This is a genomic window from Kitasatospora sp. NPDC048545 (assembly GCF_040651155.1).
Classification (GTDB): Bacteria; Actinomycetota; Actinomycetes; order Streptomycetales; family Streptomycetaceae; genus Kitasatospora.
Genome location: NZ_JBEZIQ010000105.1, coordinates 1 through 14,585, shown reverse-complemented (window position 1 = coordinate 14,585; position 14,585 = coordinate 1). Strand labels below are relative to the sequence as shown.

The window sequence follows — 14,585 nt, the reverse complement described above, 5'->3', positions numbered from 1 at the left end:
ACCACCGGTCCAGCGGGCCGGTGCGGTGCGGCGGCTTCCCGTGCGCTCGGCGCCGCGGGGCGCGCGCCCCGCGGCGGTCCAGCGGTCGGCCGCCCCGGGCCGGAGCGGCGGCGCTGCCGGCCCGACCGGTCCTTCCGCCACCACAGGCGCCGCCGGCCCCGGTGACACCGCCGGCACCGCACCCGCGCCCGAGGGGGACGTCGCGTCCCCGCGCCGCAGTGACGCGGCCGGCCCGGTGCGCCCGGTGCGGACCCGTTCCGTCGGCGCACCCCTGACCGTGGCGCGGCGCCCCCGGGCACTGCCCGCGCGCCCGGTGGCGGCGGTCCCGGCCCCGAGCAGAACGCCGGGGACCGCCGTCGAACCGTCGAGCCGTCGGACGGACCCGGCCGACGGCACCCGTTCGCCCGGGAGGGCGGAGGCTGACGTGCGGCCGGATCCGGGTCCGGCTCAGGGTGCGGCTTCGGTTTCGGGGCCGGTCGGCGGTGTGGCGTCCGCGCCGGCCGGGCGGCCCGAAGGGGTCGTCCAACGAGCCGTCGCACCCGGTGCTGCCGTGCCCGCTGCTGCCGTGCCCGCTTCCGCTGTGCCCGCTGCTGCCGCGCCCGCTTCCGCTGTGCCCGGTGCTGCCGCGCCCGGTGGCGCTGCCGTGCCCGCCCGGCCGGTCCTCGGCGCGCCCTTGACCTCGCTGCCCGCGAGCGCCACGCCCGTGGGCGGGCCCCGGCCGGGTGACGCCGCCCCGGCTGGACCGGCCATGCCGGTCGTCCCCGCCGGCCCGGGGTCCACCGGGACCGGAACGGGCGGGCCCGAGGCCACCCAGGACCGCACCCGTACGGTCGCGCAGCAGGGCGGCCGGGCGCCGTCCCGCGCCGAGCGCGGTGCCGCCGGTGCCGCACCCAGCGTCCAGCGGGCCCCGGCCGGGGGCGGCACCGCCGCGGCCGCGCACGCATCCGCACATACGTCCGCGTCGCCGTCCGAACCGTCGTCGACGCCGTCGGTGCCGTCGGTGCCGTCGGTGCCTTCGTCACCGAACACCGAACGTGCCGAACAGGCACGTTCCACCCCGTCGCCGTCCACGGCCCGCACCCGCGGAGGCCTGGGCGCGCCGCTCGACGCGCTGCCCCTGACGGCGGCCGCGCCGGGCCGCACCGCCCCGCTGCTCGGCGGGCGGCCACCGGTCCGACGCCTCGTGGGCCCGACGGCCGGCGCTGCCACGGCCGGCAGCGCCGGGGGCGGCGCGCCGGTGCAGGGCGCGCCCGTCGCCCCGGCGCCGCCGGTCGGCGAGGGGCTGCCCGTGCAACGGACCGTCCGTTCCTCCGGTGACGGCCCGGCAGAGCCGACCGTCGGATCCGGGAGCGCCGCCGGTGCCTCCGCGTCCGCGGCCGACCGGGAGCCGCGCGTGCAGCGCGCCGCCCGGCGCCGCAACGACGTCCCGGTGGGGTCGACCGCGGGGGCGACAGCCCCGTCCCAGGCCGGCGGTGACAGCCGGCCGGCAGGCCGGAGCGGCCCGGCCGACACGGGTGCCGGTCCGCACGCGGTCGGTCCGGAGCGTCGTGGGAGCGAACCGGTGGCCCGGCCGGTGCTCGGTACCGGCGCGCCGGTACCCGGCGTTCCCGCGGCCCGCCCCGGCCCCGCCGGGGTGCCGGGCCGGACGGCCGACGCGTCCACAGGCGGCGGTGCCCGTCCGGTGGTTCCCGCGCGACCGGTGACCGGGATCCGGGGCGTGCAACGCGCCGTGGCACCCACCGGCCCGAGGCGTGGACTGATCGGCGAGCGCCCGATGAAGTTCACCCTCGGCACCCCGCCGGCCGCGCCCGCGGCCGGGGCCCGCCCGGGCCCCGGCGCGACCGCGCCGGCCCCGCCCGTGGTGCCGGCCGTCTGGCCCAGGGCGCTCCAGCCGCGAACGGACGACGAACCGGGTGCCCGAGCGGGTGCCGGACCTGGGTCGTCCGGCGGCCGGGCGCGCGGCTCTGCGGCTGCCCCGCAGGGCTCGCGTGCGCGGCACGCGTCGGGCTCCGGGGACGGCGGCCGCGCCGTCGTCGGGCCGTCGGCGTCGCCGGGAGGTCCCGCGCGGTCCGGCGCGGCGGGCGCTGCGGTGGTGCCGGGCCGGTCGTCCGGTGCGGGTGCGAATGCGGGCGTGCTGCAGCGTTCTCCGGTGGCCGCGACGCCGGGCCGGACGGCCGACGCGCGTGAGGCGCGCGGGGTCGCCGCCGTGGTGCGGCGGCTGCGTCGTTCCTCGGAACGGGCGGATGGCGGGGCGACGGCCGACGGTCCGTCGGCGCAGGGGAGCCCGGTGCCGTCGGGTGCCGCCCCGGTGGCCGCGGTGACTCATCGATCGTTCGGTGAGGCGGGTGCATACGAGGGTGCGGGCGCCGGCACGGGAACGGGCGCGGTGCGCGGAGTGGCCGCGGTGCTGCAGCGTGCGCGCGCGGGGCGTCCGTCGAGGCAGGGGAGCGGCCGGGGCGCGGCCGGTCACCCGGCGGGGCAGGGGAGCCCGGTGGTGAGCGGCGCGCCCGGCGCGGCCGAGCCCGTGGTCCCGCTGCACGCCGGCCCCGGCCGTCAGGGTACGGGCGCGTCGACCCCGGGTGCTGCCGTGTCGGCCCCGGGTGCGGCGGTGTCGATCCCGGGCGGCCCGGTGCCGCCGGCTGCCCGACCGGCCCGGGGCGGTGTCCCGGGTGCCGGTCACCCGGCGGTGCAGCGCGCGGGCGCCCCGGCGTCCGCGGGGCGTCCGCAGTCGGGCGGCTCCGGCTCGCCGTCCGCCCCGGTGTCGGCGGCCCGCCCGCCGGTGGTCCGGCTCGCGCCGGTCACGGCCCCGTCGCTCCAACGCCTCCCGGCCGCCTCCCGGCTTGCGCAGCCGGTCCCGCCGTCGTCCCCGTCGCTGCCGGGCCCGGTCGCGGCAGTGCCGGGGACGCTGATCCCGGCGGCGGGTTCCCCCGTCGTGGCGCGCGCCACGAGCGCGCCCTCCGTACGGACGGCCCCGCCGGCCGCGCCCGCGCCGCAGTCGCCGGGTACGGCGCGGGTGCTGCAGCGGGTGGCGGAGCAGGCGGGCCTGACCGGGATTCCGTTGACCGCCGTGCCGGCCCGGACGCCGACCACGGTGCAGGCGGCTCCGTCCGTCGGATCGCCTTCCCGGGGCGCTTCCGCGCCGCACGCGGGCGGCTCGCCGGCCGAGCCCGCCGGCCACGGGGCCGCCGGCCACACGTCCGCCGACCTCGACGAGTTGGCCCGGCGCCTGATCGAGCCGGTCGGGCGGCTGCTGCGGACCGAACTGCGCCGGGGGCGGGAGCGCGGCGGACGTCCGCACGACGGGCGCCGCTGAGCGCAGCGGCGCGTGGCAGGGCACGGCAGGGCAGCGCGGGACAGGGCGGGACAGGGCAGGGCAGCGCGGGACAGGGCGGTCGACCGACGACCGCCGCGACAAGACCGGAAGCACGGACCAGGAATCAGGATGCGGAACCGATGACCGACAACATCTTCGCGACCAGTGTGTTCTTCAGCCTGACCATCGGTGGCAACGACCTGGGCGAGTTCACCACCTGCTCGGGGCTGGGTGCCCAAGTCGAGATCGAGCAGTACGCGGAGGGCGGTAACAACGGGTTCGCCTGGCAGCTGCCGGGCCGCATCACCTGGTCGAACATCACCCTGACCCGTGCGGTCACCGCGGACACCACCAAGATCGCGCGCTGGCTGGGCGAGATCGTCCGGAAGGTCGAGCCGAAGGACGGCGAGATCGTGGCGCTGCGGCCGGACCTCAGCCGGATCGTCGGCTGGCAGGTGCTCGGGATCGTCCCGGTGCGGTGGGAGGGCCCCTCCTTCGACCCCTCCAGCTCCCAGGCCGCGATGGAGACCCTGGAGATCGCCCACGCGGGCCTGCGCCCGTCCTGACGCCGTCCCGCACCCGACACCTCCGCGCCACCAGCCGTCCCACCCACGTAAGGAGCACCAGGATGTCCTCGGCGGTCCCCGCCAGCGTCACCCGGGCCCAACTGACCATCATGGAGCCCCCGGCGACGGTCGGCGCCCAGCCCGGTGGTGCGCTCGCGCAGCTTCAGCTCCAGTTCAACCCGGCGACCCTGGTGCTGCGCAAGAGCACGGAGTGGCGGCGCACGCCGTCGCGGATGGCGGGCGAGTCCGCGCTGCCCGAGTTCGTCGGCAGCGGCCCGCGCTCGCTCTCCCTCGACGTGTTCCTGGACTCGACCGCGACCCACGACAACTCGGTGGAGCGGGCGGTGGAGAAGCTGATGACGGCGTGCGTGCCCACCCCGACCAGCCTGGCGCGCAAGACGCCGGCCAGTCCGTGGATCCGGCTGGACTGGGGCACCCTGAAGACGACGTCGTTCAACGGGGTGCTGACCGGCCTCTCGGTCACCTACACGCTCTTCGACGTGAACGGCAATCCGCTGCGGGCGGTCTGCTCGCTCACCATCGACGAGGCCAGCGTCGACCCGGCGGGCCAGAACCCGACGTCCGGTTCGCCGGAGGCCCGTAGCACCCACCGGGTGATCGCGGGCGACAGCCTGCCGCTGCTCGCCTGGCGCGCGTACGGGGACGCGACGGCCTGGCGGACCATCGCGGAGGCCAACGACATCGACGACCCGCTGGCCCTCGTCCCCGGTGCGGAGCTCATCGTGCCGGGCATCGACGAGCTCACCCGGGCCGGTCGGTCATGACCACGCCCGAGGCCCGGGGCGGCCGTTCCTTCGCCGCGGATCCGGTCGTCGAGGCGCCGGGCCCGCTGCCGCCGATCTGGGCGACCCAGCTGGTCTCCTGCGACATCGAGGAGAGCGTCGGCCTGCCCGACACCGCGGTGCTGAGCTTCCGGGACGCCGACCACACCTTCCTCTCCGCGACCGGGATCACCATCGGGACCAAGCTGCGGGTGTCCGTGGTGACGGTGCAGGGGCACACCCGGGTGCGGCTGTTCACCGGCGAGGTGACGGCGCTGGAACTGGAGGTGGACGGCACGGGCTCGTACACCGTGGTGCGGGCCTCGGCGGTCACCCACCGCCTGATGCGCGGGCGCCGGGTGAAGGCCTTCCGGAACATGACGACCACCGACATCGTCCGCGCGGTCGCCGCCGGCGCGGGTCTCACCTGCGGCCGGATCGACTCCTTCCCGGTGGTCCACCAGCAGCTCTCCCAGGCGAACGTGCCGGACTGGGAGTTCCTCCAGTTCCTGGCGCAGGAGAGCGGCGCGCAGGTGCGCGTCGACGACGACGGGAAGCTGGAGTTCGTCGAGCCCGAGCCCGCGTCCGGCGCACCGGCCCCCTCCACCCCGGCGCCGCAGAGCCCGATGGTCCTGGAGTACGGCCGCAACCTGCTGGAACTGCGCGGGGTGCTGACCGGCGCGGGCGGCGCGGAGACGGTCGAGGCGCGCGGCTGGAACGTCACCACCAAGAGCGCCCTGGTCGCCACCGAGCCGTCGGTGACGTCCCGGACCGTGCAGCCGGGGATGAGCCCGGCCACGGTGGCCTCCGCCTTCCCCGGCACTGCCCGGCTGACCGTCGCCGACACCCCGTACCGCACCCAGGCGGAGACGACCGCCGCGGCCCGATCGCTGGCCGCCACCGTGGCGGCTGGCTTCGGCGAACTGGAGGCGGTCGTCGAGGGCAACCCGCGGCTGCGGGCGGGCACCCCGGTCGCACTGGGGAACGTCGGCGCCGCCTTCTCCGGCCGCTACACCGTCACCGGGGTGCGCCACCTGCTCGAACCGTTCCGCGGCTACCGGAGCACCGTGGTGGTCAGCGCGTCGCCCGACCGCTCCCTGGCCGGGCTGGCCACCGGCGGCAACGCGCCGCCGCGCGGGCCGCGGATGCCGGGCCTGGCCGTCGGTGTGGTCACCGACGTCCGGGAGCCGGGCGGCGGGCAGCGCGGCTGGGTGAAGCTGAAGTTCCCCTGGCTGGACGACACGTACGTCTCCGACTGGGTGCGCACCGTGCAGTTCGGCGGCAACGGCGGCGGCGGGGTGATCAGCCCCGAGGTCAACGACGAGGTGCTGGTGGGCTTCGACCAGGGCGACCTGGACAGCCCCTACGTCCTCGGCGGCCTCTACAACGGCGTGGACCGGCCCTCGCCGCACGACGTGCCGCTGGTCGACGCGGGCTCCGGCAAGGTCAACCGCCGCTCCCTGGTGTCCCGTTCGGGCCACCGCCTGGAACTGCTGGACGTCCCGGGCGGTGCCTCCGGGGTCCGGCTGGCGAGCGGCGACAAGAAGCTGGAGGTCAGACTCGACCAGCAGAAGGGCGAGATCGTCCTCAGTGTCCACGGCCTGGGCGGCGGGGGCAGCACGGTGCGCCTGACCTCCACCGGCATCACCCTCGACGCGGGCACCGGCGAGGTGAACGTGCGCGGCGGATCGGTGAACGTCCGCGGCACGACGTCGGTCACCGTGGACGGCGGGGCCGAGGCGGTGCTCAAGGGAGCCTTCGTGCGCATCAACTGACGGATCATCAGGCCATTTCGGCCGGCGTCCGACCGCACCGGACCACGCCGGACCGCACCGGACCGCACCGGACGACGTCGAGCGACGTCGGACGGCCGGCAGCAGACAGGCGCCCGCGACCCGCAGGGCACCATCGGAAACGGAGACCGCACATGCCCCCCGCAGCCCGGACCGGCGACCTCACCGACCACGGAGGCGCCCTCACCACCCCGCCGCCGGGCGCCGCCCTCAAGGTGGCAACCGTGCTGATCGGCGGCCGGCCCGCCGCGGTGGTCGGCACCATCCACGCCTGCGTCCCCCACGTGGAGATGGGCCCCGCCAACCTCGTCGAACCCTCCCTGGGCACGGCGACCACGGGCATGGTCCTCATCGGCGGCCTCCCCGCGGCCCGCATGGGCGACAAGACGACCTGCGGCGCCACCATCACGTCCGGCGCGTTCAACGTGCTGATCGGAGGCGTCGCATGACCAGCAGTTTCATCGGCCGGGGCTGGGCCTTCCCGCTGCGGGTGAACGCCACCGGCGGCATCGGCATGGTGGAGCGGGACCGGGAGATCGCGGAAGCCGTCCGGCTGATCCTCGGCACCGCCCCCGGCGAGCGGCCGATGCGCCCGGAGTTCGGCTGCGGCATCCACGAGTACGTCTTCGCGCCGGGCGACAGCACCACCGCCGGGCGGATCGCCCGCGAGGTGCGCATCGCGCTGGAGCGCTGGGAGCCGAGGATCGAGGTCGACGACGTGGTGATCGCCTTCGACAGTGTCGACGAGGGCACGCTCTACATCGACGTCCACTACACCGTGCGCGCCACCAACGACCGCCGCAACCTGGTCTTCCCCTTCTACACCATCCCGGAGCACCCGGCCGGGCCGGACGGGGGCGAGAACTGATGGCACTGCCCTCCCCGAACCTGGACGACCGCCGCTTCCAGCAACTCGTCGACGAGGCCAAGCGGTACGTCCAGCAGCGCGCGCCGGAATGGACCGACCACAACGTCTCCGACCCCGGCGTCACCCTCATCGAGACCTTCGCCTACCTGGTGGACCAACTGCTCTACCGGCTGAACCGGGTCCCGGAGAAGAACTACTCCGCCTTCCTCGACCTGCTGGGCATCCGGCTCTTCCCGCCCGCCGCGGCCCGGGCCGAGATCGACTTCTGGCTCTCCGCCCCGCAGCCCGAGACGGTCCTGCTGCGCGCCGGCACCGAAGTGTCCACCCTGCGCACCGAGACCGACGAGGCGGTGGTCTTCTCCACCGTCGACGACCTCCCGATCGTCCCCAGCTCGCTGGACCGGCTGGTCACCGTCAACGCCTCCGGCGAACAGAATGATGGCACCACCCGGCTGGCCGACGGCGCGGACGTGCCGTGCTTCCAGCCGCGCCCGGTCGCCGGCGACGCCATGCTCTTCGCCCTGCCGGCCGTCGTGCCGCGCTGCATCCTGGTCGTCCGGCTGGACAGCCGGGTCGAGGGCGTCGGCGTCGACCCGCGCCAGCCGCCGCTGGCCTGGGAGGTGTGGGACGGCGCGCGCTGGATCGGCTGCGAGACCGGCAGCGACACCACCGGCGGCCTCAACCGGCCCGGCGAGGTCGTCGTGTTCGTGCCCGCCGGGCACACCGCCTCGGTGGTCTCCGGCCGCCGGGCCGGCTGGCTGCGCTGCCGGGTCACCGAGCCGCGGCCGGGACAGCCGTTCTACTCCGAGTCCCCCACCATCCGCCGGGCCGAGGTGTTCACGATCGGCGGCACCGCGACCGTCGTCCACGCGCAGACCGTCACCGACGCGCCGCTCGGCACCTCGGAAGGGGTCGCGGGACAGCGCTTCACCCTCGCCAGGCCGCCGGTCCTGCTCGACGGCGAACCCCCGGTGGTCGAGGTCGCGGCCGGCGACGGCTGGGAGCCGTGGACCCTCGTCGAGCACTTCGGCGACTCCTCGCCCGTCGACCGGCACGTCGTCCTCGACGCGACCACCGGCGAGTTCCTCCTCCCACCCGCCGTCCGGGAACCCGACGGCAGCCTGCGCGCCTTCGGCGCCGTACCGCCCAAGGGCGCCCGGCTGCGCGTCCCGCACTACCGCACCGGCGGCGGGACCGCGGGCAACGTCGCCCGCGGCACGATCACGGTGCTGCGCAGCTCCGTCCCCTACGTCGCCCGTGTCGACAACCGCGAGGCGGCCCGTGGCGGCGTCGACGGCGAGACCGTGGAGAACGCCAAACTGCGCGCCCCGCACCAGCTGCGGCTACAGGAACGGGCCGTCACCGCAGGGGACTTCGAGCTGATCGCCCGGCAGGCCGCACCGTCCGCGGCCCGGATCAGCTGCGTGCCCTCCGGTGCCGCGGACCCGGGCGCGGTGCGGGTGCTGGTCGTCCCCGACGCGGTCGCGGACGACGGCGAACGGCTGCGCTTCGAGCAACTGATCCCCGACGAGCAGACGCTGGCCGCCGTCGCCACCGCCCTCGACGAACGGCGGCTGATCGGCACCCGGATCGTCGTCCAGCCGCCCGCCTACCAGGGCGTGACGGTGGTCGCCCGGCTCACCACCCGCGCGGCGGACCCCGACCGGGTCCGCGAGGAGGTGCTCGCCGCCCTGTACGGGCACCTCAACCCGCTGCGCGGTGGCGCCGACGGCTCGGGCTGGCCGTTCGGCCGGGCGGTGCAGTACGGGGAGGTGTTCGCCGTCCTCCAGCGGGTGGCCGCCGTCGCCGGGGTCGAGGAGCTGCGGCTCTTCCCGGCCGACCCGATCACGGGACGCCGCGGCGCCCCGGCCGAGCGGGTCGAGGTCCCGGTGGACGCCCTGGTCTTCTCCCACCAGCACCAGGTCGTGGTCACCGCGGCCGCCGAGGACGGGCAGTCATGAGCGCGCCGGGCGGCCCCGCCACCGGGAGGCGTGGATGAGCCGCGCCGCGGTCCCCGGACTGCCCAGCCCGCACCCGATCGGCGCGCTGCTCCCCGCGCTGTTCGCCGATGACGACTTCGCCCAGCGGTTCACGGCCGGCCTGGACACCGTCCTCGCCCCGGTCTTCGCCACCCTGGACAGCCTGCCCGCCTACTTCGACCCCCGCCTCGCACCGGCCGACTTCGTCGACTGGCTGGCGTCCTGGGTCGCGGTGGACGTCGACCCTGCCTGGCCGGTCGAGGTGCGCCGCGTCGTGGTCGAGCGCGCGGTCGAACTGCACCGGTGGCGCGGCACCCGCCGCGGACTCACCGAGCGGCTGCGACTGGTGCTGGGCGCCGGCGCGGAGGTCGTCGACGGGGGCGGGGCCACCTGGTCCACCGCCCCGGACGCCACGCCGGCCCCGGCGCCGCCGGCCGCGCCGAGCGGTGACGTCCTGGTCCGGGTCTGGCCGCTGGACGGCCGGGGGCTGGACGAGGACCAGGTGCTGACCGTCGTCAGGGCGGGCTGCCCGGTCCACCTGACCTGCCGGGTGGAGATCCTGCCCGGCCCACCCGGTTCACCCGGGCGAGCGGAGGGTTGACAGATGCCGGTGTGCCCCGACTGCGGAACAGTCAACGGGGAGGGGGACGACTTCTGCGGCAACTGCGGTGCCTACCTGGGGTGGTCGCGCAGCGCCGCCCCGGCGGCGGGTACGGCTCCGGCGGCGTCGACGACGTCGGCTGCGGGGTCCGGGACGGCGCAGGCCGGGCCCGCGGCGTCCGCCGCGCCGCCCGCGTCCGCGGCGTCCGCCGGGCCTGCTGCGTCCGCCGGGCCTGCTGCGTCCGCCGGGCCTGCGGCGTCTGCCGAGCCTGCGGCGTCCGCGAAGCCTGCGGTGTCCGCCGGGCCTGCGGAGGCCGCGGAGCCCGCTGAGCCCACCACGTCACGCACCGAATCCACCTGGCGGAACGTGTCGCGGCGGATGACGCGCGGCAGGCGGGAGCAGCCGCCCGCCCCGGACACCGGGACGGCGACCCTGCCCGCCGAGGAGCCACCGGCCCCGCCGGCCGCCGAGCCTTCGCGTTCGTCCTCGACCCGGGTGCGGCCCGCTCCGGAACCGGCGCCCGCCCCGGCGGCGACGCCCGCTCCCGCACCCCCTCCGACGCGCGCACCGGTGCAGGCCCCCGAGCCGCCACCGGCCGCCGCACCGCCCGAGGCGTCCGCACCGGCGCCGCCGCCGATCCCCCTCAGGACACCGGCACCCGAACCGGCCCCGGCCCCCGAGCCGCGGGCCGACCCGGTGGCCGTGCAACCCGCCAAGCCCGTGGCGCCCCGCCCCGTCGTCCGGGCGTCCGAGGCCGTCGAGGCGCAGGACGGCCCGCCCTGCCCCCGGTGCGGCACGCCCAACCTGCCCCAGCGGAAGTTCTGCCGCCGCTGCGCGGCTCCGCTGACCGTCACCGCGGCGGCGCCCGCGCTGCCGTGGTGGCGCACCCGGTGGCCGTTCCGCCGCCGGGTGCGGATCGGCGGCTCGGGCAACGCGTTGCGCCGCACCATCGCCCTGATCGTGCTGGTCGCGGTGGTGGTGGCGGGGATCCTGCTGTACCCGGCGGGCAAGCGGGGTTTCCAGGACGTGCTGGACAAGCTGGGCAGCACGGCGCCGATCAGCCCCTCCCAGACCTCGGCGAGCGCCGCCGTCGAGGGCCGTCCCGCGACCGCGGCCGACGACGGCCTCACCAACACCTACTGGGGGGCGCCCGCGGTCGGGGACTCCATCACCTTCGGCTTCCGCACCCCGTTCCGGCTGGTGGACCTGATCATCCACTCCGGTGACTCCACGGACCCGGAGCACTTCCGGCAGCAGGGCCGGCCCGTCGTCCTGTCCCTGGAGGTCACGTCGGCGGACGGAGAGCTGCACCGGAAGGAGGTCTCGCTGAACGACCAACCGGGCCCGCAGACCGTGGTGACCGGGATCAGCGACGTCGTCCAGGTGAAGCTCACCGTGCGCGAGGCCGCCGGAACGGGCCCCGGCCGCGCCATCGCCCTCGGGGAGGTGGAGTTCTTCAAGCGCACCTGAGCCCGGAGGTCTGCCACTGACGTGTCGCGGTCGTGGGCAGTTCTACTGTTCAGCCGTCATTTATCGTGCGTCGACGTACAGTTGGTGAAATCGGCATGTCCACTTCAGGACATCGACGAGAAGGAGCGACCACCTTGACCACTCACACCAGGCGTTCCGCCCTCCGGCGCACCGTACCGGCGCTGACGGCCGCCCTGTGCGGGATCGCGGGCGTCAGCGCGGTCGGCGCGACCCCGGCGGCGGCCGCCGACCAGCGGCAGGCGGTCTACGCGATCGCGCACCGGGTCGACACCGTCGCGGGTGTGGACGCCGCGCTCAAGCACGGCGCCAACGGCATCGAGATCGACGTCTGTTCGTGGTGGAACCCGAACGAGTGGCGCGCCTACCACGACTGCTCCTCGGCCGGGGAGAACCGCCTGGGCCCCAGCTTCGACAGCATGATCGACCGGATCCTCTCCAACGCCGACGCGGGCCGCCGGCTGTCGCTGGTCTGGCTGGACATCAAGGACCCGAACTACTGCGGGGAGGAGCCCAACCGCACCTGCAGCGTGGCCGGCCTGCACGACAAGGCCCAGCGGCTGACGGCCGCCGGCATCCAGGTGCTCTACGGCTTCTACGAGTACCACGGGGGCAACACCCCGGACGTGGGCGGCCGGGGCTGGAAGAGCTTGGGGGGCAAGCTCGGCCCGCTGGAGGGCATCACGACGACCGGCAGCCGTGACACGGTCCGCAGCGCCTTCGAGCGTTCCGGCTCGGGGTTCCCGACCGGCCACCGGGCGATGGACTACGGCGACAGCGACATCACCAAGGGCTTCGGCAACTGCACGGAGGCCGGCTACAACACCTGCGCGGAGCTGAAGAAGGGGGCGGGCGACCGCGCCTCGGGCAAGCTCGCCGCCACGCTGTCCTGGACCACCACCTACAACGACCCGTGGTACGTCGACAAGCTGCTGGGCGACGCCCGGGTGGACGGCATCATCGCCGGCTACGGCGCCTTCACCGGGGTGCGCGAGTACGACGACAGCTGGCAGTGCGCCAACGCGATCAACCTGGTCCGCGACTGGGTGAACCACCACGGCTCCACCCACCGCATGGCCACCAGCGGCGACCGCATGTTCAGGTAGGAGGCGGCTCGGGCCCGCACCGGCCCGTGACCGGGGCCCTGCCGGGCCCCGGCTCGCCCCCTGTACGGCCCGCACCCGGCGCAGTCCGGGTGCGGGCCGCTTGCGTCAGCAGGTCGACACGTCGGACTCGGCCAGTGCCTCGTCGCCCGCGCCCGGCGCCACGCCGCGGAGCAGGTGGGTGAGGAGGTCGTCGAAGACCTGGTCCAGGGCCGGGCCGACGAGTCGGCCGCTCGCGGCCTGGGTGGCCACGCCGTGGACGGCGACGAAGAGGATGTCGCCGATCCGGTCGGCGCTGCCGGCCCGGATCCGTCCCTCCTCCTGGCCCCGGGCGATCAGGGCGTGGAGGTCGTCCTTCAGCGGCTGCCAGGCCAGCTCCAGCCCGTCCGCGACGGCGGCGTCGTGCTTGCGGGCGAAGGCCAGCTCCAGGAGCGCGCCGTGTTCGGCGGCGAAGTCGACGTACGCGCGGGCGAAGGCGAACACCTGCTCGCGAAAGCCCTCCCCGCTCCGGGCGAGACCGTTGCGGGCCGCGGCGGTCAGCCGCTGGACACCGGTGAGCGCGAGGGCGTCGAGCAGGGCGCGCCGGTCCTTGAAGTGCCGGCTGGGCGCGGCGTGGCTGACGTCGAGGGCCCGGGCGAGCTCGCGCAACGAGAGGGCGTCGACGCCTTGCTCGCGCAGTGTCTGCTCGGCGCGTTCCAGCAGCGCGGCGCGGAGGTCTCCGTGGTGGTACTGGCCCGTTCGCATGGGCATCAGCATACGAGCATGTAGTCATTGACTACATTGTTGTCATTGACTACATTGGGCGGCGAGGCGGACCCGACGTCCGCCCGCGTCCCGCCGTACGAGGAGAGCCATGGACTTCACCCGCAAGACCACCCTGATCACGGGAGCGTCCACCGGCATCGGAGCCGCCTTCGCCCGGGAACTCGCCGCCCGCGGATCGGACCTCGTCGTCGTCGCCCGCAGCGAGGACAAGCTGGCCGGCCTCCGCGACGAGCTGACGGCGGCCCACGGCGTCACCGTGCACGTCCTGCCGCTCGACCTCGCCCGTCCCGGTGCGGCGGCAGAACTGCAGCGGCGCGTCGAGGAACTGGGGGTGACGGTCGACGTCCTGATCAACAACGCGGGCTTCGGGACCTTCGGCACCGTGGCAGCCGCCGACCCGACCCGGATCGCCGAAGAGGTCCACCTCAACTGCTCCACGCTCACCGACCTGACCGCCAGGCTGCTGCCCGGCATGGTCGAGCGGGGCCACGGCGCCGTGGTCAACGTGGCCAGCACGGCCGCCTTCCAGCCGATACCCCGGATGGCCGTCTACGGCGCCACCAAGGCGTACGTGCTCTCCTTCACCGAGGCACTGGCGAACGAACTGCGCGGCACCAACGTCCGGGCGCTCGCCATCTGCCCCGGCGCCACCGACACCCCCTTCTTCGACGTCGCGGGGGAGGAAGCGGCGGTGGGCGTGCGCCGTCGCCCCGAGCAGGTCGTCGCCACCACCCTGGCGGCCCTGCAGAAGGGACGGCCGAGCGTCGTCGACGGCTTCCTCAACCGCCTCGGAACGCTGGCGCCCCGCTTCCTGCCGCGCCGCGCCACGGTCGCCGTCGCCGAACGCGTCACCCGGCCGGGCGCGGCGGTCTGAGCATTTGGTCACCGGGGGGACGGGGGAGTACTGTTTTCCAGTCGCTCGGCAGGGAGCACCGGACACGCATCGGCGCGGACGGTCCCGGAGCGGCCAATCCACAGAATCAGCACTTCCCGGTTCGAGCCGGGTCGAACTTGCCATGGGCAAGCGCGGCTCCGGCTCTTATGCGGCGTGCTCGTTTTATCGGATTGCGGCCGGATTCGCTTTTCGGAGCGGGGAAGGGCTAGAGTCTGGAACGTCGGACAGGGCGTCAAGCCCCGGAAGACACCGGCGAATTGGATGAACGAAGCCCCGGAAACGGAGCGGAAAACGTCTGATAAGCTGGAAACACGAAAGAACGAAGCCCGGAGGGTCCGCTGGAAGGCGGTCCGAAGGAAGCGTCCGTTCCTTGAGAACTCAACAGCGTGCCAAAAGTCAACGCCAGATATGTTGACATCCCCGGCCTCGATC

Annotated in this window: 14 protein-coding genes; 11 read left to right on the top strand and 3 right to left on the bottom strand. The window is 75.4% G+C overall.

Annotation, left to right across the window (positions count from 1 at the left end; genetic code table 11):
• Nucleotides 1-2,676: 2,676 nt before the first annotated feature.
• The gene (locus AB0D10_RS44780) at nt 2,677-2,802 is read right to left on the bottom strand and encodes a hypothetical protein (RefSeq protein WP_360268414.1); all 126 of its coding nucleotides are present in this window, start codon (nt 2,800-2,802) and stop codon (nt 2,677-2,679) included.
• Nucleotides 2,803-2,932: 130 nt separating this feature from the next.
• On the opposite strand from AB0D10_RS44780, the gene AB0D10_RS44775 reads away from it, so the two are divergent.
• From AB0D10_RS44775 to AB0D10_RS44740, 8 genes are all read left to right on the top strand, one after another.
• Nucleotides 2,933-3,313, top strand: a complete 381-nt coding sequence (locus tag AB0D10_RS44775; RefSeq protein ID WP_360268411.1) for a hypothetical protein — start codon at nt 2,933-2,935, stop codon at nt 3,311-3,313.
• Between the two features lie 140 nt (nt 3,314-3,453).
• Nucleotides 3,454-3,879 (top strand): phage tail protein, encoded by a 426-nt coding sequence (locus tag AB0D10_RS44770; protein WP_360268408.1) that lies wholly within the window; start codon nt 3,454-3,456, stop codon nt 3,877-3,879.
• Nucleotides 3,880-3,941: 62 nt separating this feature from the next.
• Nucleotides 3,942-4,664 carry a LysM peptidoglycan-binding domain-containing protein gene (locus AB0D10_RS44765; protein ID WP_360268405.1) on the top strand — a complete coding sequence of 241 codons (723 nt, stop codon included), beginning with the start codon at nt 3,942-3,944 and terminating at the stop codon, nt 4,662-4,664.
• Complete coding sequence (locus AB0D10_RS44760) at nt 4,661-6,436, top strand: VgrG-related protein (protein ID WP_360268403.1); 1,776 nt, start codon at nt 4,661-4,663, stop codon at nt 6,434-6,436. The genes AB0D10_RS44765 and AB0D10_RS44760 overlap by 4 nt, the downstream gene beginning before the upstream one ends.
• A gap of 152 nt (nt 6,437-6,588) precedes the next feature.
• Complete coding sequence (locus tag AB0D10_RS44755) at nt 6,589-6,903, top strand: PAAR domain-containing protein (RefSeq protein WP_360268400.1); 315 nt, start codon at nt 6,589-6,591, stop codon at nt 6,901-6,903.
• Nucleotides 6,900-7,322: a GPW/gp25 family protein gene (locus AB0D10_RS44750; protein ID WP_360268398.1), complete on the top strand. Its 423-nt coding sequence runs from the start codon at nt 6,900-6,902 to the stop codon at nt 7,320-7,322. Before AB0D10_RS44755 ends, AB0D10_RS44750 begins: the two co-directional genes overlap by 4 nt.
• On the top strand, nt 7,322-9,283 hold the full coding sequence (locus tag AB0D10_RS44745; protein ID WP_360268395.1) for a putative baseplate assembly protein: 1,962 nt from the start codon (nt 7,322-7,324) through the stop codon (nt 9,281-9,283). The genes AB0D10_RS44750 and AB0D10_RS44745 overlap by 1 nt, the downstream gene beginning before the upstream one ends.
• A 34-nt stretch (nt 9,284-9,317) precedes the next feature.
• Complete coding sequence (locus AB0D10_RS44740) at nt 9,318-9,902, top strand: phage tail protein (protein ID WP_360268392.1); 585 nt, start codon at nt 9,318-9,320, stop codon at nt 9,900-9,902.
• A gap of 71 nt (nt 9,903-9,973) precedes the next feature.
• Here the strand turns inward: AB0D10_RS44740 and AB0D10_RS44735 are convergent, their stop codons facing one another.
• Nucleotides 9,974-10,249 (bottom strand): hypothetical protein, encoded by a 276-nt coding sequence (locus AB0D10_RS44735; protein ID WP_360268390.1) that lies wholly within the window; start codon nt 10,247-10,249, stop codon nt 9,974-9,976.
• A gap of 349 nt (nt 10,250-10,598) precedes the next feature.
• Between AB0D10_RS44735 and AB0D10_RS44730 the strand changes: the two genes are divergently transcribed.
• Nucleotides 10,599-11,372, top strand: a complete 774-nt coding sequence (locus AB0D10_RS44730; RefSeq protein WP_360268388.1) for a zinc ribbon domain-containing protein — start codon at nt 10,599-10,601, stop codon at nt 11,370-11,372.
• A 134-nt stretch (nt 11,373-11,506) separates the two neighbouring features.
• Nucleotides 11,507-12,496, top strand: a complete 990-nt coding sequence (locus tag AB0D10_RS44725; protein ID WP_360268385.1) for a phospholipase — start codon at nt 11,507-11,509, stop codon at nt 12,494-12,496.
• A 105-nt stretch (nt 12,497-12,601) separates the two neighbouring features.
• On the opposite strand, the gene AB0D10_RS44720 is transcribed toward AB0D10_RS44725, so the two are convergent.
• Complete coding sequence (locus AB0D10_RS44720; RefSeq protein WP_360268383.1) at nt 12,602-13,237, bottom strand: TetR/AcrR family transcriptional regulator; 636 nt, start codon at nt 13,235-13,237, stop codon at nt 12,602-12,604.
• 109 nt (nt 13,238-13,346) lie between these two features.
• Between AB0D10_RS44720 and AB0D10_RS44715 the strand changes: the two genes are divergently transcribed.
• Nucleotides 13,347-14,132 (top strand): SDR family oxidoreductase, encoded by a 786-nt coding sequence (locus AB0D10_RS44715; RefSeq protein ID WP_360268381.1) that lies wholly within the window; start codon nt 13,347-13,349, stop codon nt 14,130-14,132.
• Nucleotides 14,133-14,585: the final 453 nt, after the last annotated feature.